General features: G+C 66.7%; 23 protein-coding genes. 14 read left to right on the top strand and 9 right to left on the bottom strand.

What is annotated here, in order from left to right; translation table 11 throughout:
* Positions 1-36: 36 nt before the first annotated feature.
* Positions 37-582 (bottom strand): cob(I)yrinic acid a,c-diamide adenosyltransferase, encoded by a 546-nt coding sequence (locus A9975_RS25715; protein ID WP_150985977.1) that lies wholly within the window; start codon positions 580-582, stop codon positions 37-39.
* A 242-nt stretch (positions 583-824) separates the two neighbouring features.
* Between A9975_RS25715 and A9975_RS25720 the strand changes: the two genes are divergently transcribed.
* The 12 genes from A9975_RS25720 to A9975_RS25775 all read left to right on the top strand — a co-directional run bounded on the left by A9975_RS25720 (position 825) and on the right by A9975_RS25775 (position 12072).
* Entirely contained in the window at positions 825-2243 is a 1419-nt protein-coding gene (locus A9975_RS25720) for an FAD-binding oxidoreductase (RefSeq protein ID WP_183035230.1), read from the top strand.
* Between the two features lie 13 nt (positions 2244-2256).
* Positions 2257-3147, top strand: a complete 891-nt coding sequence (locus A9975_RS25725; protein ID WP_183035231.1) for a LysR substrate-binding domain-containing protein — start codon at positions 2257-2259, stop codon at positions 3145-3147.
* A gap of 46 nt (positions 3148-3193) precedes the next feature.
* On the top strand, positions 3194-3988 hold the full coding sequence (locus A9975_RS25730; RefSeq protein WP_183035232.1) for a hypothetical protein: 795 nt from the start codon (positions 3194-3196) through the stop codon (positions 3986-3988).
* Positions 3988-4521, top strand: coding sequence for a GNAT family N-acetyltransferase (locus A9975_RS25735; protein WP_255503451.1), 534 nt, complete (start codon positions 3988-3990; stop codon positions 4519-4521). The genes A9975_RS25730 and A9975_RS25735 overlap by 1 nt, the downstream gene beginning before the upstream one ends.
* A 252-nt stretch (positions 4522-4773) precedes the next feature.
* Positions 4774-6267: an FAD-linked oxidase C-terminal domain-containing protein gene (locus tag A9975_RS25740; RefSeq protein WP_183035233.1), complete on the top strand. Its 1494-nt coding sequence runs from the start codon at positions 4774-4776 to the stop codon at positions 6265-6267.
* A 2-nt stretch (positions 6268-6269) separates the two neighbouring features.
* Positions 6270-7229 carry an ion transporter gene (locus A9975_RS25745; RefSeq protein WP_183035234.1) on the top strand — a complete coding sequence of 320 codons (960 nt, stop codon included), beginning with the start codon at positions 6270-6272 and terminating at the stop codon, positions 7227-7229.
* Between the two features lie 30 nt (positions 7230-7259).
* Positions 7260-8375, top strand: a complete 1116-nt coding sequence (gene glcE / locus A9975_RS25750; RefSeq protein ID WP_183035235.1) for a glycolate oxidase subunit GlcE — start codon at positions 7260-7262, stop codon at positions 8373-8375.
* Positions 8376-8440: 65 nt separating this feature from the next.
* Complete coding sequence (gene glcF / locus A9975_RS25755) at positions 8441-9706, top strand: glycolate oxidase subunit GlcF (RefSeq protein ID WP_183035236.1); 1266 nt, start codon at positions 8441-8443, stop codon at positions 9704-9706.
* Positions 9707-9783: 77 nt separating this feature from the next.
* Entirely contained in the window at positions 9784-10170 is a 387-nt protein-coding gene (locus A9975_RS25760) for a CidA/LrgA family protein (protein WP_150985969.1), read from the top strand.
* Complete coding sequence (locus A9975_RS25765; RefSeq protein WP_150985968.1) at positions 10167-10889, top strand: LrgB family protein; 723 nt, start codon at positions 10167-10169, stop codon at positions 10887-10889. The genes A9975_RS25760 and A9975_RS25765 overlap by 4 nt, the downstream gene beginning before the upstream one ends.
* 73 nt (positions 10890-10962) lie before the next feature.
* A complete protein-coding gene (locus tag A9975_RS25770) occupies positions 10963-11328 on the top strand; it encodes a VOC family protein (RefSeq protein WP_183035237.1) in 366 nt (121 codons plus the stop codon).
* Between the two features lie 54 nt (positions 11329-11382).
* A complete protein-coding gene (locus A9975_RS25775; RefSeq protein ID WP_183035238.1) occupies positions 11383-12072 on the top strand; it encodes a YafY family protein in 690 nt (229 codons plus the stop codon).
* 53 nt (positions 12073-12125) lie between these two features.
* Here the strand turns inward: A9975_RS25775 and A9975_RS25780 are convergent, their stop codons facing one another.
* From A9975_RS25780 to A9975_RS25790, 3 genes are all read right to left on the bottom strand, one after another.
* Entirely contained in the window at positions 12126-12617 is a 492-nt protein-coding gene (locus tag A9975_RS25780; RefSeq protein WP_150985965.1) for a glutathione peroxidase, read from the bottom strand.
* An 84-nt stretch (positions 12618-12701) separates the two neighbouring features.
* A complete protein-coding gene (locus tag A9975_RS25785) occupies positions 12702-13841 on the bottom strand; it encodes a PilT/PilU family type 4a pilus ATPase (protein WP_043349449.1) in 1140 nt (379 codons plus the stop codon).
* A 34-nt stretch (positions 13842-13875) separates the two neighbouring features.
* Positions 13876-14919 carry a type IV pilus twitching motility protein PilT gene (locus A9975_RS25790; RefSeq protein ID WP_150985964.1) on the bottom strand — a complete coding sequence of 348 codons (1044 nt, stop codon included), beginning with the start codon at positions 14917-14919 and terminating at the stop codon, positions 13876-13878.
* A 63-nt stretch (positions 14920-14982) separates the two neighbouring features.
* Here A9975_RS25790 and A9975_RS25795 point away from each other — a divergent pair, with 63 nt between their 5' ends.
* Both A9975_RS25795 and proC read left to right on the top strand, forming a co-directional pair.
* Complete coding sequence (locus tag A9975_RS25795) at positions 14983-15711, top strand: YggS family pyridoxal phosphate-dependent enzyme (RefSeq protein WP_183035239.1); 729 nt, start codon at positions 14983-14985, stop codon at positions 15709-15711.
* Between the two features lie 46 nt (positions 15712-15757).
* Positions 15758-16582, top strand: coding sequence for a pyrroline-5-carboxylate reductase (gene proC / locus A9975_RS25800; protein WP_183035240.1), 825 nt, complete (start codon positions 15758-15760; stop codon positions 16580-16582).
* A 65-nt stretch (positions 16583-16647) separates the two neighbouring features.
* Here proC and ubiA read toward each other — a convergent pair whose 3' ends face one another.
* From ubiA to A9975_RS25825, 5 genes are all read right to left on the bottom strand, one after another.
* Complete coding sequence (gene ubiA / locus A9975_RS25805; RefSeq protein WP_183035241.1) at positions 16648-17505, bottom strand: 4-hydroxybenzoate octaprenyltransferase; 858 nt, start codon at positions 17503-17505, stop codon at positions 16648-16650.
* Positions 17506-17633: 128 nt separating this feature from the next.
* The gene (locus A9975_RS25810) at positions 17634-18119 is read right to left on the bottom strand and encodes a Dps family protein (protein ID WP_035867478.1); all 486 of its coding nucleotides are present in this window, start codon (positions 18117-18119) and stop codon (positions 17634-17636) included.
* Between the two features lie 77 nt (positions 18120-18196).
* Complete coding sequence (locus A9975_RS25815) at positions 18197-18391, bottom strand: hypothetical protein (RefSeq protein ID WP_183035242.1); 195 nt, start codon at positions 18389-18391, stop codon at positions 18197-18199.
* A 77-nt stretch (positions 18392-18468) separates the two neighbouring features.
* The gene (locus tag A9975_RS25820; RefSeq protein WP_183035243.1) at positions 18469-19914 is read right to left on the bottom strand and encodes a catalase; all 1446 of its coding nucleotides are present in this window, start codon (positions 19912-19914) and stop codon (positions 18469-18471) included.
* A gap of 416 nt (positions 19915-20330) precedes the next feature.
* Positions 20331-21284 carry a LysR substrate-binding domain-containing protein gene (locus A9975_RS25825; RefSeq protein ID WP_150985958.1) on the bottom strand — a complete coding sequence of 318 codons (954 nt, stop codon included), beginning with the start codon at positions 21282-21284 and terminating at the stop codon, positions 20331-20333.
* Positions 21285-21331: the final 47 nt, after the last annotated feature.

Here is a 21331-nt window from a genome sequence, read left to right on the forward strand (position 1 = left end):
TTTTTGTGCTTCTTGCGTCATTTAAAACAGAGGCGGCTAACGGCCTCGCTGCCACAGGACGTCGCTGCCCCCGCCGGCCCGGTTGAGCACGCGCGACAGCACGAACAGCAGGTCGGACAAGCGGTTCAGGTACTGGCGGGGCGCCTCGTTCAGGGCTTCCTGCGCGCCCAGCGCCACCAGCGCGCGCTCGGCGCGCCGGCACACCGTGCGGCACACATGCGCCACCGCCGCGGCCCGGCTGCCGCCCGGCAGGATGAACTCGGCCAGGCGTGGCAGGTTGGCATTGTAGTGATCCAGCCATGCGTCCAGCTGCAGCACCTGCTCGGGCTTGACCAGCACGTAGCCCGGGATGGAGAGCTCGCCGCCAAGGTCGAACAGGTCGTGCTGGATATGCAGCAAGGCCGAGCGGACGTCATCGGGCAGCGTCTCGGTGAGCAGCACGCCAAGGTTCGAGTTGAGCTCGTCCACATCGCCGATGGCGGCAATGCGCAGGCTGTCCTTGCTGGTGCGGCTGCCGTCGCCAAGCCCGGTGGTACCGGCATCTCCGGTGCGGGTGGCGATCTTGGAGAGGCGATGGCCCATGCGGGTCTCCTGCGTTGGCGAATAATCCAGCATTATGGCGCGCATCCGGCCCTTCGCGTTAGCGCGCTGCCCGGCGCCGGGTGGCGGTTGCGGCGCCCGCCCAGCGAGCCGCCCCGGGCGCGGCGTAGAATAACGGGATTCGCTTGATACGCTACCGGGTGCGATAGCCGGCGCCGTTCAGCGCGGCCTTGCCATGGCCGGCGCTGCGCGTCCCCGGCCCCCACAGACCCGCCGGAGACGCCATGAACCAACCCCTTCCCCACGCCGCGCTGGTGCGCCAACCCCTGCCCGCCACCGTGCGCGACGCCCTGCAGGCCCGCTTCGGCGAACGCTTCTCCACCTCCCCCGGTGTCTGCGACCACCACGGCCGCGACGAATCCCCCTTCCCGCCGGCGGCGCCGGACGGCGTGGTCTTCGCCCACACCACCGAGGAAGTGGCCGAAGTAGCCCGCCTGTGCAACGCGCACCGTGTGCCGCTGATCGCCTACGGCGCCGGCTCCTCGCTCGAAGGCCACCTGCTGGCGGTGGCCGGCGGCATCAGCCTGGACCTGTCGCAGATGAACAAGGTGCTGTCGGTGCAACCCGAAGACCTGAACGTGACGGTGCAACCGGGCGTGACCCGCAAGCAGCTGAACCAGGAAATCAAGGACTCCGGCCTGTTCTTCCCGATCGACCCGGGCGCCGATGCCTCGCTGGGCGGCATGTGCGCCACGCGCGCCTCCGGGACCAACGCGGTGCGCTACGGCACCATGCGCGAGAACGTGCTGGCGCTGACGGTGGTCACCGCCGACGGCCGCATCATCAAGACCGGCACCCACGCCTGCAAGTCCTCCGCCGGCTACGACCTGACCCGCCTGATGATCGGCAGCGAAGGCACGCTGGGCATCATCACCGAGGTGACGGTGCGGCTGTACCCGCAGCCCGAAGCCATCTCGGCGGCCATCTGCAGCTTCCCCAGCATGGGCAGCGCGGTGCGGGCAACCATCGAGACCATCCAGCTGGGCGTGCCTGTCGCGCGCGTGGAGTTCGTCGACGCGCTGGCCATCCGCGCCATCAACCGGCACGACAACCTGTCCATGCCGGAGGCACCGCACCTGTTCTTCGAATTCCATGGCACCGAGGCCGGCGTCAAGGAGCAGGCCGAGACCGTGCAGCAGATCGCCGCCGACAATGGTGGCCAGGGCTTCGAGTGGGCCACACGCCCGGAAGACCGCAGCCGCCTGTGGAACGCGCGCCATACCGCTTACTTCGCCATGCTGCAGCTCAAGCCGGGCTGCAAGGCGGTCACCACCGACGTGTGCGTGCCGATCTCCCGCCTGGCCGATTGCGTGACCGAGACCGAGCGTGACCTCAACGCGTCCAGCCTGCCTTGCCCCATCGTGGGCCACGTGGGCGACGGCAATTTCCACGTCGCGATCCTCACCGACCCTGAAAAGCCCGAGGAGCTCGCCGAGGCCGAGACCATCAACCGGCGCATCGTGGAGCGCGCGCTGGCCATGGGCGGCACCTGCACCGGCGAGCACGGCGTGGGCCTGCACAAGATGGACTTCCTGGTCAGCGAGCACGGCGAAGACGCGCTCGACCTGATGCGCGCCATCAAGAACGCGCTCGATCCCAACCACATCCTCAACCCGGGCAAGATCTTCCGCCCGGTACGTTAAGGGCGCGCGCGGCATGGCATCCATGTTCAACCGCGTCCCGCCGCTGCACCTGCTGATCGCGTTCGAAGCCGCCGCCCGGCTGGGCAGCTTCGCGCGCGCGGCCGAGGAGCTGTCGGTCACGCCCAGCGCGGTGTCGCACCGCATCAAGAACCTGGAGGAGCTGTGGGGCGAGGACCTCTTCGTGCGCGCCAACGCCGCGCTGCGGCTGACGGCCGCTGGCACGCGCTACCTGCGCAATGTGCAGGATGCCCTCAAGGCGCTCAACGAACTGGCCCGGCCCGAATACAACAAGCTGCGCACCCGCCTGCGCGTGGCGATCCCGCCCACCTTCGGCCGCCAGCACCTGGTGCCGCGCCTGCCCGAGTTCACGGCGCTGTACCCGCACATCGACACCGAGCTGCACCTGGCCATCCCCTTCCTGGACGTGAAGGCGGAAGACACCGATGTGGAGATCCGCTACGGCACGGGGCGCTACCCCGACCTGAAGACCACCAAGCTGCTGGTCGAGCCCGTGTTCCCGGCCTGCGGGCGCGAGTACTACGAGCGCATCGACGGCCGCGCCATCACCAAACCCGAGCACCTGCACAACCTGGTGCTGCTGCGCAGCCCGCTGGAACCCTGGAAGCCCTGGTTCGAGACCGCCGGCCTGGACTGGCCCGAGCCCCAGACCGGTCCGCAATTCAACGACATCGGCCTGATGCTCGAAGCCATCGCCTCCAACCAGGGCGTGGCGCTGGTGCGCCAACGCATGGCCCGGCACTGGCTGTCACTGGGCCAGATGGTGCGGCTGCTGGACATCGAATCGGTGTCGCCGCACGGCTACTACATCGTCGAGCGCGAACAGGCGCCGCTCAAGCCCGAGGCGCGGTATTTCGTCGACTGGCTGCTCAGCCTGGACTGGTAGCACCGCCAAACCCAAACCAGAAAATCAACGAAGAGGAATCCTGCCAATGCTCGCCCTGAAGCTGTTACTGGTACCCGGCTTCATCGCATGCATCTCCATGGCAGGCAAACGCTGGGGCCCCAGCGTGGCCGGCCTGCTGGCCGGCATGCCCGTGGTGGTTGGTCCGATCCTGTTCTTGATCGCGCTGGAACGTGGCGCGCCGTTTGCCGCATCGGCGGCTACCAGCGCCCTCTGCGCCGTGTTCGCGTCGGTCGCGTTCAGCTTGGCCTATGCATGGAGTTGCCGCCGGCACGGCTGGCCGCTGGCGCTGACGGCTGCCTTGGGTGCCTGGCTAGCCGCGGCGGCGTTGCTTGGCGGGCTGCCCTTCTCGCCCTTCACCGCTCTGGCCTTGGCGCTGCTCACGCTGGGCATCTGCCCGTCGCTCTTTCCCCTGCCGGGTCCCACCGGGCGGGCGTCTCGCGTATCGCGCGCGGGGCTGCTGATGCGCATGCTAGCCGGTGCGGCCCTGACGCTTGCGGTAACGACTCTGTCGGCGTCGATCGGCTCTACCTGGAGCGGGCTGCTGGCCGTATTCCCCGTGCTTGGCATCGTGCTGTCGGTGTTCTCGCACCGGGCAGCCGGCCCGGACTTCGTAGTCGCCATGCTGACGTCGATGGCGGCAGGCTTGTTTTCCTTTGTCGCGTTCTGTTTCACCTTGGCCGTACTCTTGCCGCAAAGCACCATCGCGATCGCCTTTCCCATGGCAATCCTGACGACCGCCGTTACCCAATGGGCAGTCAAGGCATATCGGGAACGACGCGCCAGACAGCAGCCCGTGATTGCCGATCAGGAGCGCACATAATGCCCATGCAGATCCGCCTGCTCACCGCCGCCGATGCAGGAGCCTTCCAGGCGCTGCGCCTCGAAGGCTTGCTGGAGGCCCCCGCCGCCTTCGGTTCCAGCTTCGAGGAGGAGCGTGACCTGCCGCTGGCCACCATCGCCGGCCGCCTTGGGGCAACGCCCGAAAAGGCCGTGCTCGGCGCCTTCGACGCCACCGGGGACGGCACCGCGCTGGCCGGCGTGGTCGGGGTGATGCGCGAGGACAAGGCCAAGCAGCGCCATAAGGCGTTTATCTGGGGCATGTATGTGGCGCCGGGCTATCGCGATCGGCGCGTCGGGCGGCAACTGATGGAACAGGCGTTGGCGGTGGCCACCGCCATGCCCGGGCTGCGCCAGGTCACGCTCAGCGTCAACGTCATCAATGCGCCAGCGATTGCGCTCTATGAGGTCATGGGCTTCGTGCGCTACGGCGTGGAGCCGCAGGCGCTCTATGTGGCACCGGACTATCACGACAAGCTGGAAATGGTGCACATGCTGGCACCGCGCGCACCATAAAGCGCCCTATTGGCGCCCTGCGCCACGCCGGTGCTAAGCTGGATTGGTACCGGCCAGCCCGCGAGGATCGTCCCTGCCACCGCCCGCATGGCACGTTCCGGGAATATGGCGTCATGAGCGATTTTGATCGGCTTGCCATGCGGAATTCACGTCGCCACGGGCTGCGCAGCCACCTGGCTGCGCTATAGTCCTTGCTCCCCACCCGCGCCCGCCCTGCCATGGCGGGCGCCGGCGGCCATCACAGGAGTTGCCATGAACGCCCCGCACGAAGTCTCACTGGTCGCCGACGAGGCACGCCGCAGCGCGTTGCTCGCCGGCCTGGCGAAAATCCTGCCCGATGCAGCGTTGTTGTGGAAACCCGAAGACACCGTGCCCTACGAGTGCGACGGCCTGGCAGCCTACCGCCAGGTGCCGATGGCCGTCGCGCTGCCCGACCACGAGGACCAGGTCTGCGCCATCCTGCGCCTGTGCCACTCGCTGCAGGTGCCCGTGGTGCCGCGCGGCGCCGGCACCAGCCTGTCCGGCGGGGCCATGCCGATCGCCACCGGCCTGGTGCTGTCGCTGGCCAAGTTCAAGCGCATTGTCAGCGTGGACGTGCGCTCGCGCACCGCGGTGGTCCAGCCCGGCGTGCGCAATCTCGCCATTTCCGAGGCCGCCGCGCAGTACAACCTCTATTACGCCCCCGATCCTTCCTCGCAGATCGCTTGCACCATCGGCGGCAATGTCAGCGAGAACTCGGGCGGCGTGCATTGCCTGAAGTACGGCCTGACGGTGCACAACGTGCTGCGCGTGCGCGCCGTCACCATGGAGGGCGAAGTGGTGGAGTTCGGCTCGGAAGCGCCGGACGCGCCGGGGCTGGACCTGCTCGCCACCGTGATCGGCTCCGAAGGCATGCTGGCGGTGGTCACCGAGGTGACCGTCAAGCTGATCCCCAAGCCGCAACTGGCGCAAGTGATCATGGCCAGCTTCGATGACGTGGCCAAGGGCGGCAACGCGGTGGCCGATGTGATCGGCGCCGGCATCATCCCGGCCGGGCTGGAGATGATGGACAAGCCCGCCACCGCCGCGGTCGAGGAATTCGTGCGCGCCGGCTACGACCTGGACGCCGCCGCCATCCTGCTGTGCGAGTCCGACGGCACGCCGGAAGAAGTGGCCGAGGAAGTGGAGCGCATGAGCGAGGTGCTGCGCGCTTCCGGCGCCAGCCGCATCCAGGTGTCGCAAAGCGAGCCCGAACGGCTGCGCTTCTGGAGCGGGCGCAAGAACGCCTTCCCCGCCGCCGGGCGCATCTCGCCAGACTACTACTGCATGGACGGCACCATCCCGCGCAAGCATATCGGCACGCTGCTCAAGCGCATCGAGGAGATGGAGCGCAAGTACGGCCTGCGCTGCATGAACGTGTTCCATGCGGGCGACGGCAATATGCACCCGCTGATCCTGTTCGATGGTGCGGACCAGGACGAATGGCACCGCGCCGAGTTGTTCGGCTCCGACATCCTGGAGAGCTGCGTGGAGCTGGGCGGCACGGTGACCGGCGAGCACGGCGTGGGCGTGGAGAAGCTCAATTCCATGTGCGTGCAGTTCTCCGCGCAAGAGCGCGAGCTGTTCTTTGGCGTCAAGGCGGCCTTCGACCCGGCGCGCCTGCTCAACCCTGACAAGGCCATCCCCACGCTGGCGCGCTGCGCCGAGTACGGTCGCATGCATGTGAAGCGCGGCCTGCTGCCGCACCCCGAACTGCCGCGCTTCTGAACATGCCAGGTCAAAACGCAACGCAGCGCGCCAACAGCAGCGCGCAGACCCGCCAGCGCCTGGGCAAGCCCGAATCGGGCTGGCGCGAGCGCTGGTACACCATCATCTTCGAGGCCGACACGCGCAACGGCCGGCTGTTTGATATCACCCTGTTGCTGGCCATCGTCGCCAGCGTGCTGATCGTCATATTCGACAGCCTGCCGGCGGTCAACCTGCGACTGGGCCGGATATTCACCGTGCTGGAATGGCTGTTCACGCTGCTGTTTACCGGCGAGTACGTGATGCGCATCCTGGTGGTGCGGCGTCCCTTGCGCTATGTGTTCAGCTTCTTCGGCGTGGTCGACTTCCTGTCGATCATCCCGACCTGGCTCGCCTTCTTCGTGCCGGAGCTGGCCTTCCTGATCGACGTGCGGCTGCTGCGGCTGCTGCGCGTGTTCCGGATCCTCAAGCTGACGGTGTATTTCGAGGAAGCGCAGATCCTGTACCGCGCGCTCGCCAACAGCCGGCGCAAGATCTTCGTTTTCCTTGGCACGGTGTTCATCATCACCGTGATCCTCGGCACCGTGATGTATGTGGTGGAAGGCCCGCAGCACGGCTTTACCAGCATCCCCGTGAGCATGTACTGGGCGGTGGTGACACTCACCACCACCGGCTTCGGCGACATGGTGCCCAAGACGCCGCTGGGCCAGTTCATCACCTCGCTGACCATCCTGCTGGGCTACGGCATCATCGCCTTCCCCACCGGCATCGTGGGCGCCGAGCTCGCCGCCAGCATCATGAAGCGGCCGCTGACCACGCGCACCTGCAACCATTGCCTGACCGAAGGCCACGACCCGGACGCCGGCTACTGCAAGCACTGCGGCAGCGAGCTGCCGCCTTACCAGGGCGAGAGCGAACGCGAGCCGGCAGGCTCCCGAGCAAGCGCCGAGACGCCACCTCACCGTCCCACTTCCTCCGCCTGACTTAGTTCACGCCGACACCCGCCCGCCACCATGCCAGCAGATCCGCAAGCCACCCTCACCGCCTTTCGCGATGCCATCCGGCATGCCACCGACACGCGTGCGCCGCTGCGCCTGCGCGGCGGCGGCAGCAAGGATTTCTACGGCCAGCACGCACAAGGGACCCTGCTCGACACGCGCGCCTACAGCGGCATCGTCGACTACGACCCGCCCGAGCTGGTGATCACCGCGCGCTGCGGCACGCCGCTGGCGCAGATCGAGGCGGCGCTGGCCGAACGGCGCCAGATGCTGGCGTTCGAGCCGCCGCACTTCAGCACCGGCGCCAATGCCAGCGACGTGGCCACGATCGGCGGCGCCGTGGCCGCTGGCCTGTCCGGCCCGCGCCGGCAGGCGGTGGGCGCGTTGCGTGACTTTGTGCTGGGCACACGCGTGATGGATGGCCGTGGCGACATCCTGAGCTTTGGCGGCCAGGTCATGAAGAACGTAGCCGGCTATGACGTCTCGCGGCTGATGTCCGGATCGCTCGGCACGCTGGGGCTGATCCTGGAAGTCTCGCTCAAGGTGCTGCCGGTGCCCTTCGACGACGCCACGCTGCGATTTGCGCTGGACGAGGCCGCGGCGCTCGATCGCCTCAACGACTGGGGCGGCCAGCCCCTGCCGATTGCCGCTTCGGCCTGGCACGACGGCGTGCTGCACCTGCGCCTGGCGGGCGCGGCGGCGGCGCTGCGCGCCGCGCGCGAGCGGCTTGGCGGCGAAGCCGTGGACGCCGCGCAAGCCGATGCATTGTGGCGCGCGCTGCGCGAGCAGAGCCACGCCTTCTTTGCCCCGGTGCAAGCTGGCCGGGCACTGTGGCGCATTGCCGTGCCAACCACCGCCGCACCGCTGGCGCTGCCCGGCGGGCAGCTGATCGAATGGGGCGGCGGCCAGCGCTGGTGGCTGGGCGGCAGCGACAGCGCGGCCGACAGCGCCATCGTGCGCGCCGCGGCCAAGGCGGCCGGCGGCCACGCCACGCTGTTCCGCAACGGCGACAAAGCCGTGGGCGTGTTCACGCCGCTGTCCGCGCCGGTGGCTGCCATCCATCAGCGGCTCAAGGCGACGTTCGACCCCGCCGGCATCTTCAACCCGCAGCGCATGTACGCCGGCTTCTGAGCCACGGGCCGCGCCGCGCCACACCGCATCGATCCCCAGCCAAGGCACCGGAGAGTCCCCGAACCATGCAAACCACACTGGCCGAATTCCTGCGCGACACGCCCGACGGCGAAGAAGCCAAGTCCATCGTCGGCAAATGCGTGCATTGCGGCTTCTGTACCGCGACCTGCCCCACCTACCAGTTGCTCGGCGACGAGCTGGACGGCCCGCGTGGGCGCATCTACCTGATGAAGCAGGTGCTGGAAGGCCAGCCCGTCACGCAAAGCACACGCCTGCACCTGGACCGCTGCCTGACCTGCCGCAACTGCGAATCCACCTGCCCCTCGGGCGTGAAGTACGGCCGTCTGGTCGACATCGGCCGCAAGGTGGTGGACGACCGCCTTGCGGCCGAAGGCGTCCAGCGCCCGGCGCGCGAGCGCCTCGCGCGGTGGGCGCTGCGCGAGAGCATGACGCGCCCGGCGCTGTTCGGCACGGCCATGCGCATGGGGCAGCGCGTGCGAGCGCTGTTGCCGCAGGCGCTGCGCAACAAGGTGCCGCAGGCAGTCGACGCCGGCGCATGGCCGCGCACCACGCATGCGCGCAAGATGTTGTTGCTCGACGGCTGCGTGCAGCCCTCGATGTCGCCCAACATCAATGCCGCCACGGCACGCGTGTTCGACCGCCTTGGCGTGCAGCTGGTGGTGGCGCGCGAGGCCGGTTGTTGCGGCGCCGTGCGCTATCACACCGGCGACCACGACGGCGGCCTCGACAATATGCGGCGCAATATCGACGCCTGGTGGCCAGCGGTGCAAGCCGGCGCGGAGGCCATCGTGATGACGGCGTCGGGCTGCGGCGTGATGGTCAAGGAATACGGGCACCTGCTGCGAAACGATGCCCGCTATGCGGATCGCGCGCGCCAGATCTCGGCGCTGACCAAGGATCTGTCAGAGCTGCTGCCGAACTTCGCCGACGCCCTGCAAGATGCGGCCGCCGAGGCAAGAAGCAGCAATGGCACCGACGGCACCGATGGCCGGCGCGTGGCCTACCATCCGCCCTGCACGCTGCAGCACGGCCAGCAGATCCGTGGCAAGGTGGAAGCCCTGCTGACAGGCCTGGGCGTGGACGTCAAGCTCTGTGCCGACAGCCACCTGTGCTGTGGCTCCGCAGGCACGTATTCGGTGCTGCAGCCCGCTTTGTCCTATCGGCTGCGTGACGACAAGCTCGCCAATCTGCAGGCCTCGAAGCCTGAGGCCATCGTCTCGGCGAATATTGGCTGCATCACGCACCTGCAAAGCGGCACCGGCACGCCGGTGATGCACTGGATCGAGCTGGTGGACCGCATGCTGGGGTAGGCTGGACGCGTGGTGCCGGGTTACCATGCGATGGCATTCACCCTTGCCGCCTTTCGCTCCTTTCGCCCCGCACCCGCATGCTCCAGACCTTCGCCATCCTGCTGGTTTTCCAATCCGTCGGGGAAGCGCTCAGTTATTCCCTGAGCCTGCCCGTGCCCGGGCCGGTGATCGGCATGATCCTGCTGTTCGGCTGGCTCACGTTCGACGACCGGCTGCTGCCGGTGATCCAGGGGACCACCTCCGAGCTGCTCAAGCACTTGTCGCTGCTGTTCGTGCCGGCTGGCGTCGGCATCATGGTGCACGCGCACCGCATCGGCGGGGAGTGGCTGCCGATCGTGGTGGCGCTGGTGGTGTCCACCTGGCTGGCGATCGCCACCACCGCGCTGGTGGCGCGCGCGCTGATGGGCAAGCCCAGGCCGCCCGAGGATGCCGGCGCGCAAGCCGGTTCGGGAGAACAAGCATGACGCCGCGCCTGAACGAGATCTGGGTCTATCTGGCGGCCAGCCCGCTGCTCGGCCTGACCGCTACCTTGCTGGCCTATGTCTTCGCGTTCCGCGTCTATGAGCGCGCGCGCTTCTCGCCGCTAGCCAATCCCGTGATGATCGCGGTCGCCATCCTGGTCACGCTGCTGACGGTAACCGGCACGCCGTACAAGACCTATTTCGATGGCGCGCAGTTCGTCCACTTCCTGCTCGGACCCGCTACCGTCGCGCTGGCAGTGCCGCTCTACATGCAGCTGCCCAAGTTGCGCAAGCACGTGTTCCCGCTGCTGGGCGGGCTGCTGGCGGGATCGCTGGTGGCGGTGGTATCGGCCGTGGGCATCGCCTGGCTGCTGGGCGCTTCGCCCGAGACCATGCGCTCGCTCGCGCCCAAGTCGGTCACCATCCCGATCGCCATGGGCGTGGCCGAGAAGATCGGTGGCCTGCCCTCGCTGACCGCCGTGCTGGTGATGGCCACCGGCATCATCGGCGCGGTCAGCGCCACCAAGCTGCTGAACCTGCTGCGCGTTTCCGACTACACCGTGCGCGGTTTCGCCACCGGCGTGGCAGCACATGGCATCGGCACCGCGCGCGCCTTCCAGGTCAACCAGGAGGCCGGCGCCTTCGCCGCGCTCGGCATGGGCCTGAACGGCGTGCTGACCGCCGTGATGGTGCCGATGCTGGCGGCATGGATACCGCGCTGATCCCTGCTGACAGGACGTTGTCAGGAGCCCTCGCGCATGATCCGTCTCTCCATCACCCCTGAGAGAGACCATCATGAGCGGACTGATCAACTGGCTTGAAATTCCTGTCGAGGACATGGCCCGTGCCATCCGGTTCTACGAGCAGGCCTTCGAGACCACCCTCAAGCGCGAAACCATGGCGCAGATCGACATGGCTGTCTTTGCCAACCATGAGCCTGGCGGCGCACTGGTAGCCGGCGAGGGCTTCCGCCCTTCGGCCGACGGTTGCCTGCCTTACCTGCACACGCCGCAGCTCACGGCGCTGCTGGCGCGTGTCACCGCGGCCGGTGGCAAGACCGTGTTCGGCCCGCTGCAGTTGCCTGGCGATATCGGCCATATCGCGCATATCATCGACAGCGAAGGCAATCGCGTCGGCCTGCACCAGCCGCTGGCAGGATAGCCGGCCGCCGCGATCGTGTTACCCAACCCCGCATAGCACCAAGATGAAACCTCGATGAGCCGCCGCGCCGACCGCCTTTTCCAGATCGTCCAGGTACTGCGCGGACGCCGCCTCACCACGGCGGCGCTGCTGGCGCAGCGGCTCGGGGTGTCCGAGCGCACGGTGTACCGGGATATCCAGGCGCTGTCGCTGTCGGGCGTGCCGGTCGAGGGCGAAGCGGGCATCGGCTACCGGTTGCGGGCTGACTATGACGTCCCTCCGCTGATGTTCACCGCGATCGAAGTCGAAGCGCTGGTGGCCGGGCTGCGGCTGCTCAAGGCCTGGGGCGGCGGGGCGCTGGCCGCCGCGGCCGATCCCGCGCTGGAGAAGCTGGTGGCGGCACTACCGCCCGCGCGGCGTCATGCGGCGCAGCAAAGCCGCGTGTTCGCCCCCGAATTCGTCAACCTGCCGCAGGTGCGCGACGCCTTTGACGTGGTGCATGGCGCCATGAACGCGCAACGCCTGCTGCGCCTGGACTACACCGACGCGCAGCAGCGCGCCACCGACCGCATCGTGCAGCCGCTGGGCCTGTTCTTCTGGGGTAATAGCTGGCTGCTGGCCGCGTGGTGCACCACGCGCACCGACTATCGCAGCTTCCGCCTGGACCGCTGCCGCGGCATCATCATGCTGGACGACCGCTTCCATGAAACCCCTGACCGATCGCTCAACGGCTTCCTGCGTGCGGTGCAGCACACCAGCGGCTAGCCGGCTGATCGGCTGGTCGGCTGGTCGGCTGCTCAGGTGATTGGAGATACGTCCTACGCCGGCTCGGCCAGCAGTGTCTCGATGTCGCGCTTGATATCCTCGGGCTTGGTGGTGGGCGCGTAGCGCTTGAACACCGTCCCGTTGCGGCGCAGCAGGAACTTGGTGAAATTCCACTTGATCGCCTCCAGGCCAAGCACGCCCGGCTTCTCCGAGGTCAGCCAGCGATACAGCGGATGCGCGTTATCGCCCTTGACGTCGATCTTGCCGAACATCGGGAAGGTGACATGGAAGCGCGACTCGCAAAACTGGCCGATCTGCGCGGCGTCGCCCGGCTCCTGCTTGCCGAACTGGTTGCAGGGAAAACCCAGCACTTCAAGGCCGCTGGCCGCGTACTGGTCCTGCAGCGCCTGCAGGCCGGCATATTGCGGCGTAAAGCCGCACTCGCTGGCCGTGTTCACGATCAGCAGCACCTTGCCGCTGAATTGCGACAGCGGCACCGGCTGGCCGGCCAGGGAGCTGGCTTCGAACTGGTAGACATTGCTCATGACGGAATCCTCGGGTGACACGGTGGTGGTCGGCGATGCGCGCCGGCCGCCGGACAGTGTACTTTGCAACGCGGCCGTGGGTGCTCAGATCACATTCAGGTGTTCGGTGCCGGCGCCCAAGTCGGTCTCGCGGTCCATGGTGCCGTGCAGCTTGATCATCAAGCGCAGGTCGTTGAGGGAGTCGGCATTGCGCAGCGCGTCTTCGTAGGTGATCTTGCCGGCCTCGTAGAGATCGAACAGCGCCTGGTCGAACGACACCATGCCCTGCTCGCGCGATTTCTTGATGACTTCCTTGAGCGCATGGATCTCGCCCTTGAAGATCAGGTCGGCCACCAGCGGCGTGCCGAGCATGATCTCCACGGCCGGCACCCGGCCCTTCTGCCCCTTGCGCGGCAACAGGCGCTGCGACACCATCGCCTTCAGGTTGAGCGACAGGTCGATCAGCAACTGCTGGCGCTTTTCCTCGGGGAAGAAGTTGACCACGCGGTCGATGGCCTGGTTGGCATTGTTGGCGTGCAGCGTGGCCAGGCACAGGTGGCCCGTTTCGGCGTACTGCATCGCGTACTCCATGGTTTCCCGATCGCGGATTTCGCCGATCAGGATCACATCGGGCGCCTGGCGCAGCGTGTTCTTCAACGCCACGTGCCAGGAGTCGGTATCGATGCCGACCTCGCGCTGCGTGACGATGCAGTTCTGGTGCGCGTGCACGTATTCGATCGGGTCCTCGATGGTGATGATGTGCCCGTACGAATGCGCGTTGCGGTGATCGAGCATGGCCGCGAGCGAGGTCGACTTGCCCGAGCCGGTGGCGCCGGTGACGATCACCAGTCCGCGCTTTGACATCACGATGTCATGCAGCGCGGGCGGCAGGTCGAGGTCTTCCACCGAAGGAATGCGCGTATTGATGGTACGCACCACCATGCCCGCCTTGCCCTGCTGGATGAACGCGGAGACGCGAAAGCGCCCGGCGTTGGGCACGGAGATGGCGAAGTTGCACTCGCGGCTGCCGTCGAACTCGCCCGCCTGCCGCTCGTTCATGATGGAGCGCACCAGGCCGAGCGCCTGGGTGGGGTTGAGCGGCTGCTGCGAGACTGGCGTGATCTTGCCATCGACCTTGATGGCCGGCGGAAAATCCGCGGTGATGAACAGGTCCGAGCCGCGGTTGCCCACCATCAGCTCGAGCAGGTCGTTGATGTACTTGGCAGCGGATTCTCGATCGAGCATGGCGGTGTCCTGGTTCGGATGCGGCGGACTCGCCTCAGCCCGTGAATGAGTCGGGGTTCTTGGCAATGGCGCGCGCATCGTTGTAGTTGATGATGCCGCGCTTGATCAGGTCCGACAGGCACTGGTCCAGCGTCTGCATGCCAAGGCCGCTGCTGGTCTGCATCATCGAGTACATCTGCGCGATCTTGTTCTCGCGGATCAGGTGGCGGATCGCCGGCGTGGCGATCATGATCTCGTGGGCCGCCGTACGGCCGTTGCCATCGCGCGTCTTGAGCAGCGTTTGCGAAATCACCGCTTCCAGCGATTCCGACAACATGGTGCGCACCATGTCTTTTTCTTCGGGCGGGAACACGTCGACAACCCGGTCGATGGTCTTGGCCGCCGAGCTCGTGTGCAGCGTGGCGAACACCAGGTGGCCGGTTTCGGCCGCGGTCAGCGCCAGGCGGATGGTTTCCAGGTCGCGCAGCTCCCCCACCAGCACCACGTCGGGATCCTCACGCAGCGCGGAGCGCAGCGCGTTGGCGAAGGAATGCGTGTGCGGCCCCAGCTCGCGCTGGTTGATCAGGCTCTTCTTGGACGTGTGCACGAACTCGATCGGGTCCTCCACCGTGAGGATGTGGCCCATGTCGTGATCATTGCGGTGGTCCACCATCGCCGCCAGCGTGGTGGACTTGCCCGAGCCGGTCGGGCCGGTCACCAGCACCAGGCCGCGCGGCTTCATGCACAGGTCAGCGAATACCGCCGGCGCGCGCAGGTCTTCCAGCGTCAGCACCTTGGAAGGAATGGTCCGGAACACGGCGGCGGCACCGCGCTGCGTGTTGTAGGCATTGACCCGGAAACGCGAGAGGCTGGCGATTTCGAAAGAAAAGTCGATTTCCAGCCGTTCCTCATATTGCTTGCGCTGGGTGTCGCTCATGATGTCGTACACCATGGCGTGGACATCCTTGTGGCCCATCGCGGCCACATTGATGCGGCGCATGTCGCCGTGGATACGCACCATCGGCGGCATGTCTGCCGAGAGATGGAGATCGGACGCCTTGTTCTTGACGGCGAAAGCTAATAGCTGCGCGATGTCCATCTATAATGACCCCACCCTTTTTGTCGTACTTATTGTTGTACTTCTTGATATGTTCGCCGGATTATGTCTGTAATCGCCGCCAACTTGCAAGCCGTCAACCGGCGCGTCGCGGCAGCCGCACAACAGGCCGGGCGACCGGCCGGTGAAGTCACACTTCTGGCGGTTTCGAAGACCTTCCCCGCCGCCGCGGTGCGGGCTGCGTTCGACGCCGGCCAGCGCGCCTTTGGCGAGAACTACGTGCAGGAAGGCGTGGACAAGATTGCGCAGCTTGGCGATTTGCGCGACCAGATAAGCTGGCACTTTATCGGCCCCCTGCAAAGCAACAAGACGCGTGCCGTGGCCGAGCAGTTCGACTGGGTCCATGCCATCGACCGCCTGCGCATCGCCGAGCGGCTGTCGGCGCAGCGGCCCGCCAGCATGGCGCCGTTGCAGGTCTGCCTGCAGGTCAATATCAGCGGCGAAGCCAGCAAGAGCGGTGTCGCTCCAGACGAAGTGCCCGCGCTGGCACGCGCCGTGGCGGCGCTGCCCGGGCTGCGGCTGCGTGGCCTGATGGCCATTCCGGAACCGCAGAGCGAGTTGGAGGCCCAGCGCCGGCCGTTTGCCGCGCTGCGCACCCTGGCCGACACCTTGCGCGCCGCCGGGCTGGATGTGGACACGCTCTCGATGGGCATGTCCGCCGACATGGAGGCCGCCATTGCCGAGGGCGCTACCGTGGTGCGCATAGGCACCGCCATATTCGGCGCGCGCGGCCATGCCACGGCACCCGAGGCGACACAGGCCAGGCTGGCCTGAACGCCGACCCCCCTTCTTCCCAGACGATTCCCAGCAAGAGACCGATATGCTCAAGACTCTCACCTTTGGTTTCCTCGGCGGCGGCAATATGGCCACCGCCCTGATCGGCGGCCTGATCGCCCGGGGCGTGCCAGCCACCTCGATCCGCGTGGTCGATCCGTTCGATGAAGCGCAGGCGCGCCTGCGGCGCGACCTTGGGGTCCATGCGGCAGGCGCGCCCGACGCCGCCTTTGGCAAGAGCGATGTGCTTGTGCTGGCGGTCAAGCCGCAGCAGTTCCGCGAAGCGGCGGCATCGCTGCTGCCGCACCTGGGCGACAGCCTGATCGTGAGCGTGGCCGCCGGCATCCGTCTGGCCGACATGCAGCGCTGGTTCGGCGGGCGCACCCGCCTGGTGCGCGCCATGCCCAACACCCCGGCGCTGGCCGGCATGGGCATGACCGGCCTGGCGGCGGTAGCCGGGCTGGCGCAGCAGGACCGCGACATCGCCAGCGCGCTGGCCGAAGCCGTGGGCAAGTGCGAGTGGGTGGAAGGCGACGCGCAGATCGACGCAGTCACCGCCATCTCCGGCAGCGGCCCGGCCTACGTCTTCTACTTCATCGAAGCCATGGAGAAAGCGGCCGTGGAGCTCGGCCTGAACGCCCAGCAAGGGCGCGCGCTGGCAGTGGAGACCTTCCGCGGCGCCGCGGCCCTGGCGGCACAGTCGGAGGAGCCGGTCAGCTTGCTGCGCGAGCGCGTGACCTCAAAGGGCGGCACCACCTACGCCGCGCTCACCGCCATGCAAGCCGCCGGTATCGGCGAAGCCTTCGCCAGGGCCATGCACGCCGCCGCTGAACGCGCGACGGAAATGGGCGCGGAGTTTGGCAAGGACTGAGTTGGGTTAGTCCTTTCCCGCGCGGCGGGAGAGGACGCAAACCGTCAGGACGCTTGAGCGCAGCCTCAGCGCAACGCGTAGGCCGCAGCCACCCCGGCAAACACGCAAGCGCCCAGCCAGTTGTTGTGCCGGAACGCGGCAAAGCACTTCATGCGATCCCGCTCGCGGATCAACGTGTAGTGATACACCACGCATCCCCCCGCCGCCGCCAGCCCGATCCAGTACGGCCAGCCCAGCCCGAACTGCGTACCGGCCCAGGCCATCAGCCCCAGGAACACCGCATAGCAGATCATGATGGCGGCGACATCGAACCGCCCGAACGTGATGGCCGAAGTCTTCATGCCGAGCAGCAAGTCATCGTCGCGGTCCACCATGGCGTAGGCGGTATCGTAGGCCACCGCCCAGAACACATTGGCCAGCAGCATCACCCACGCCACCACCGGCACATGGTCCTGCACCGCGGCGAACGTCATCGGGATGCCAAAGCCGAAAGCAATGCCAAGGTAGGCCTGCGGGATGGCAAAGAACCGCTTGAAGAACGGATAGGTGGCGGCAAGCACGGCGCCGACCACCGCCAGCCACTTGGTAAACCCATTGAGCGGCGTGATCAGCGCGAAGGCCGCCAGCGCCAGCACCACCGCCACCGCCACCGCCTCCCACGCGGCGATCTTGCCCGCGGTCAGCGGCCGCTCCTTGGTGCGCTTGACGTGTTTGTCGAAATCGCGGTCGGCCCAGTCGTTCATGGCGCAGCCGGCAGAGCGCATCAGGAAGGTGCCGATGACGAAGATCCAGAACAGGCTCCACACCGGCTGGCCGCCCGAGGCCATCCACAGAGCCCACAGCGTGGGCCACAACAGGAGCAGCGTGCCGATGGGCTTGTCGATGCGCACCAGGCGCGCGTACAGGGCTAAGCGTTCAAACATGGCGAGGGGCCGCGGCACGGGGTCGGGCAAGGCAATGGCATTCAACGAAAAACGCGCCGCGACCCGGTCAGGGCGCGGCGCGCATGGCCGGCAGCACACCAAGGCCGCCGGTGATGTCGATCAAGGCATCAGGCCAGCATCGAGCGCAGCATCCACGCGGTTTTTTCGTGCGTCTGCATGCGCTGGGTCAGCAGGTCGGCGGAGGGTTCGTCGCCGGCGGCGTCGATGACCGGGAACAGCGAGCGCGCGGTGCGCACCACGGCTTCCTGGCCTTCGACCAGCTTGCGGATCATCTCGGTGGCTTCGGGCACGCCCTCTTCCTCGGGGATCGACGACAAGCGGGCGTATTCCTTGTAGGTGCCCGGCGCCGGGTAGCCCAGCGCGCGGATACGCTCGGCGATCGAGTCCACGGCGAGCGCCAGCTCCGTGTATTGCGTCTCGAACATCAGGTGCAAGGTGTTGAACATCGGACCCGTGACGTTCCAGTGGAAGTTATGGGTCTTGAGATAGAGCGTGTAGGTATCCGCCAGCAACTTGGACAGGCCTTCCGCGATCTTCTTGCGTTCTTTGTCGGAAATGCCGATGTTCACGCTCATCTCATTCTTCTTTGCCATGATAGGTACGCTCCAGTCTGGGGTGGCTCTGACAACTGCCGCGCCACGGGACGCGGCACAACCCGCACATTATGGCATCACCCGGTAAAGGCAGACAAACCCTTGGCCGCGTCCAGGAACGTCGCGACCGCGCCCAGCGCGACCGCCGCCAGCCCGATCTCCGTGCGCCACAGCTTGCGCTGCAGGCGCGCCGCATCTGCGCGGCGAGGGCGGTCGTGGGCAACTTGCTGCAACTGCTGAAACTCGCTGACGAACAGTCTGAACATGGCCATGATGGTTCTCCGTGCCGGGCTTTCAAGGTGGCCCCGGCTCGGGGCCACCCGCAATGCCCTGCTTCATTGCTTGCGCATTACTTCAGGTTGAGCGCGCGCTTGACGCCCTCGCCATAAGCCGGATCGGCCTTGGTGAAGTGCTCCAGCTGCACCCGCACGATGTTTTCCGGCACACCCTGCATGGCCGCCGCAATATTCGAGTAAAGACGCTGGCGCTGGGCCTCGTCGAACAGGCGGAACAGCGCGCCGGGCTGGCTGTAGTAATCGCTGTCGACACGGTGGTCGAAGCGGTCGGCCGCGCCATCCAGGGCCAGGGGCGGCTCGATGGCGCGCTCGCTGGCGGCGTAGGCGCCCTCGCGGTTCGGCTCGTAGTTGAGCTTGCCGCCCTGGTTGCCGTCCACGCGCATCGCGCCATCGCGGTGGAAGGTATTGTGGAACGGGCACTTGGGCGCGTTCACCGGGATCTGGTTGTGGTTCACGCCCAGGCGGTAGCGCTGCGTGTCGCCGTACGAGAACAGCCGGCCCTGCAGCATCTTGTCGGGCGAGAAGCCGATGCCCGGCACGATGTTGGAGGGGTTCATCGCCACCTGCTCCACCTCGGCGAAGTAGTTGTCCGGGTTGCGGTTGAGCTCCAGCACGCCCACGTCGATCAGCGGATAGTCCTTGTGCGGCCACACCTTGGTGAGGTCGAACGGGTTGATGTGGTACTTGGCCGCATCGGCTTCGGGCATGACCTGCACGCGCACGTTCCAGCGAGGGAAGTTGCCGCGCTCGATGTTCTCGAACAGGTCGCGCTGCGCGCTCTCGCGGTCGCCCGCCACCACCTTGGCCGCTTCCTCGTTGGTCCAGTTGGCGATGCCCTGCTGCGACTTGAAGTGGAACTTCACCCAGAAACGCTCGTTGGCCGCATTGATGAACGAGAAGGTATGGGAGCCAAAGCCGTGGATCTGGCGATAGTTCTGCGGCAGGCCACGGTCGCTCATCAGGATGGTGACCTGGTGCAGCGATTCCGGATGGCGCGACCAGAAATCCCACACGGCAATCGGGTCGCGCAGGTTGGTGCGCGGATTGCGTTTTTGCGTGTGGATGAAATCCGGGAATTTCAGCGGGTCGCGCACGAAGAACACCGGCGTGTTGTTGCCCACCACGTCCCAGTTGCCTTCATCGGTATAGAACTTGACCGAGAACCCGCGCACGTCGCGCTCGGCGTCGGCGGCGCCACGCTCGCCCGCCACCGTGGAGAAGCGCATGAACATCGGCGTCTCCTTGCCAACGCTGGCGAAGACCGAGGCCTTGGTGAAACGCGAGATGTCATGGGTCACCGTGAACTTGCCGTGGGCGCCCGAGCCCTTGGCGTGCACGCGCCGCTCGGGGATGACTTCCCGGTCGAAGTGAGCGAGCTTCTCCAGGAACCACACGTCTTGCAGCAGCATCGGGCCGCGCGCGCCGGCGGTCTGCGAATTCTGGTTGTCGGCTACCGGCGCGCCAGCGGCGGTGGTGAGAGTGTCCTTGTTCTTGCTCATCTTGGCCTCATTTTTCTTTGGGGGTGGAACGGGGAGTCTGGCTGGGGCGGGCTGCGGCAAAGCCGCCGGGAGATTTCAGTACACGGTGGCGTAACAGGCCAGGCAGTCGGCCATGCGGCCGGCCAGTGCGCTCAGGAGCTCGCGGGCGGCGGTCAAGCTGGGTTTTTCGCCTTTCATGTGCGACTCCTTGTGGATGACAGCGCGCAATGCGTCGATGCAGGAAGTGTACGGAAAGGCTATTGAATATGAAATTCAATTATTTCTAACTATGAAATAGAGCATGCCTATGCCATGCCTGCGCGCCAGCATCGCATAGGAAAAAGACGCAGCGAAGTTAGAAAAATCGAGGGGGGGGAGAAAAAACAAGGCAGGGGAAAACGTGCCGCCGGCGCGCAGCGCCGGCCGGCAGGGCGCCCTCAGGCGGCTTCAGCCAGTTCCTTGGCGGCTAGCATGCTGACGCCGGGCAAGTCGCAGGCGGCCACCGCGCGGCGCAGCGCCTCCATGGCCGGCAGGCGGGTAAAGCTCTTGCGCCAGGCCAGCACCACGCGCCGGTCGGGCACGGGATCGGTAAAGGGCACGTAGGCCAGCAGGTCGTTCTTGTTGGACTTCAGGTCCGGCACCGAAGTCCGCGGCAGCACCGTGATGCCAACGCCACTTGCCACCATATGGCGGATGGTTTCCAGCGAGGAGCCTTCGAAGGTCTTCTGGATGCCGTCGGCCGCCTGCGAGAAGCGTGACAGCTCCGGGCATACGCCCAGCACCTGGTCGCGGAAGCAATGCCCGCTGCCCAGCAGCAGCATGGTTTGCTGCTTGAGTTCGTCGGGATCCACCTTCCCGGCATGCTCCAGATGGTGGCCACGCGGCACCGCCACGACGAAGGGCTCGTCATACAGCGGCTGCACGGTCAGCCCGGAATCGGCAAAGGGCTCGGCCATGATGGCGCAATCGATCTCGCCCTGCTTGAGCAACTCGATCAGCTTGACCGTGTAGTTCTCCTGCAGCATCAGCGGCATCTGCGGCACGGTGTGGATCATTTCCTTGACCAGCGTGGGCAGCAGGTAGGGCCCGATGGTGTAGATCACGCCAAGCCGCAACGGCCCGGCCAGCGGGTCCTTGCCCTGCTTGGCGATCTCGCGGATGGCCATGGTCTGCTCCAGCACGCGCTGGGCCTGCGCCACGATCTGCTCGCCGATCGGCGTCACCGAGACTTCGGACGTGCCGCGCTCGAAGATCTGCACGTTGAGTTCGTCTTCCAGCTTCTTGATCGCCACCGACAGCGTCGGCTGCGACACGAAGCAGGCTTCGGCCGCCCGGCCGAAATGGCGCTCGCGCGCTACGGCGACGATGTACTTGAGTTCGGTGAGCGTCATGACTTATCAATTTCCGTTAAGCGATAGATTTTACCTTCGATTCGACG

Source organism: Cupriavidus sp. UME77, assembly GCF_014170355.1.
Lineage (GTDB): Bacteria > Pseudomonadota > Gammaproteobacteria > Burkholderiales > Burkholderiaceae > Cupriavidus > Cupriavidus basilensis.

Excerpts from the sequence above, each read along its gene's own strand:
- A9975_RS25715 (WP_150985977.1), bottom strand. The coding sequence starts at position 582 with ATGGGCCATCGCCTCTCCAAGATCGCCACCCGCACCGGAGATGCCGGT.
- A9975_RS25730 (WP_183035232.1), top strand. The coding sequence starts at position 3,194 with ATGCTCGCCCTGAAGCTGTTACTGGTACCCGGCTTCATCGCATGCATC.
- glcF (WP_183035236.1), top strand. The coding sequence starts at position 8,441 with ATGCAAACCACACTGGCCGAATTCCTGCGCGACACGCCCGACGGCGAA.
- A9975_RS25785 (WP_043349449.1), bottom strand. The coding sequence starts at position 13,841 with ATGCTCGATCGAGAATCCGCTGCCAAGTACATCAACGACCTGCTCGAG.
- A9975_RS25765 (WP_150985968.1), top strand. The coding sequence starts at position 10,167 with ATGACGCCGCGCCTGAACGAGATCTGGGTCTATCTGGCGGCCAGCCCG.
- A9975_RS25820 (WP_183035243.1), bottom strand. The coding sequence starts at position 19,914 with ATGAGCAAGAACAAGGACACTCTCACCACCGCCGCTGGCGCGCCGGTA.
- A9975_RS25790 (WP_150985964.1), bottom strand. The coding sequence starts at position 14,919 with ATGGACATCGCGCAGCTATTAGCTTTCGCCGTCAAGAACAAGGCGTCC.
- A9975_RS25760 (WP_150985969.1), top strand. The coding sequence starts at position 9,784 with ATGCTCCAGACCTTCGCCATCCTGCTGGTTTTCCAATCCGTCGGGGAA.
- A9975_RS25825 (WP_150985958.1), bottom strand. The coding sequence starts at position 21,284 with ATGACGCTCACCGAACTCAAGTACATCGTCGCCGTAGCGCGCGAGCGC.
- glcE (WP_183035235.1), top strand. The coding sequence starts at position 7,260 with ATGCCAGCAGATCCGCAAGCCACCCTCACCGCCTTTCGCGATGCCATC.
- A9975_RS25725 (WP_183035231.1), top strand. The coding sequence starts at position 2,257 with ATGGCATCCATGTTCAACCGCGTCCCGCCGCTGCACCTGCTGATCGCG.
- A9975_RS25815 (WP_183035242.1), bottom strand. The coding sequence starts at position 18,391 with ATGGCCATGTTCAGACTGTTCGTCAGCGAGTTTCAGCAGTTGCAGCAA.
- A9975_RS25795 (WP_183035239.1), top strand. The coding sequence starts at position 14,983 with ATGTCTGTAATCGCCGCCAACTTGCAAGCCGTCAACCGGCGCGTCGCG.
- proC (WP_183035240.1), top strand. The coding sequence starts at position 15,758 with ATGCTCAAGACTCTCACCTTTGGTTTCCTCGGCGGCGGCAATATGGCC.
- ubiA (WP_183035241.1), bottom strand. The coding sequence starts at position 17,505 with ATGTTTGAACGCTTAGCCCTGTACGCGCGCCTGGTGCGCATCGACAAG.
- A9975_RS25810 (WP_035867478.1), bottom strand. The coding sequence starts at position 18,119 with ATGGCAAAGAAGAATGAGATGAGCGTGAACATCGGCATTTCCGACAAA.
- A9975_RS25720 (WP_183035230.1), top strand. The coding sequence starts at position 825 with ATGAACCAACCCCTTCCCCACGCCGCGCTGGTGCGCCAACCCCTGCCC.
- A9975_RS25775 (WP_183035238.1), top strand. The coding sequence starts at position 11,383 with ATGAGCCGCCGCGCCGACCGCCTTTTCCAGATCGTCCAGGTACTGCGC.
- A9975_RS25735 (WP_255503451.1), top strand. The coding sequence starts at position 3,988 with ATGCCCATGCAGATCCGCCTGCTCACCGCCGCCGATGCAGGAGCCTTC.
- A9975_RS25745 (WP_183035234.1), top strand. The coding sequence starts at position 6,270 with ATGCCAGGTCAAAACGCAACGCAGCGCGCCAACAGCAGCGCGCAGACC.
- A9975_RS25740 (WP_183035233.1), top strand. The coding sequence starts at position 4,774 with ATGAACGCCCCGCACGAAGTCTCACTGGTCGCCGACGAGGCACGCCGC.
- A9975_RS25770 (WP_183035237.1), top strand. The coding sequence starts at position 10,963 with ATGAGCGGACTGATCAACTGGCTTGAAATTCCTGTCGAGGACATGGCC.
- A9975_RS25780 (WP_150985965.1), bottom strand. The coding sequence starts at position 12,617 with ATGAGCAATGTCTACCAGTTCGAAGCCAGCTCCCTGGCCGGCCAGCCG.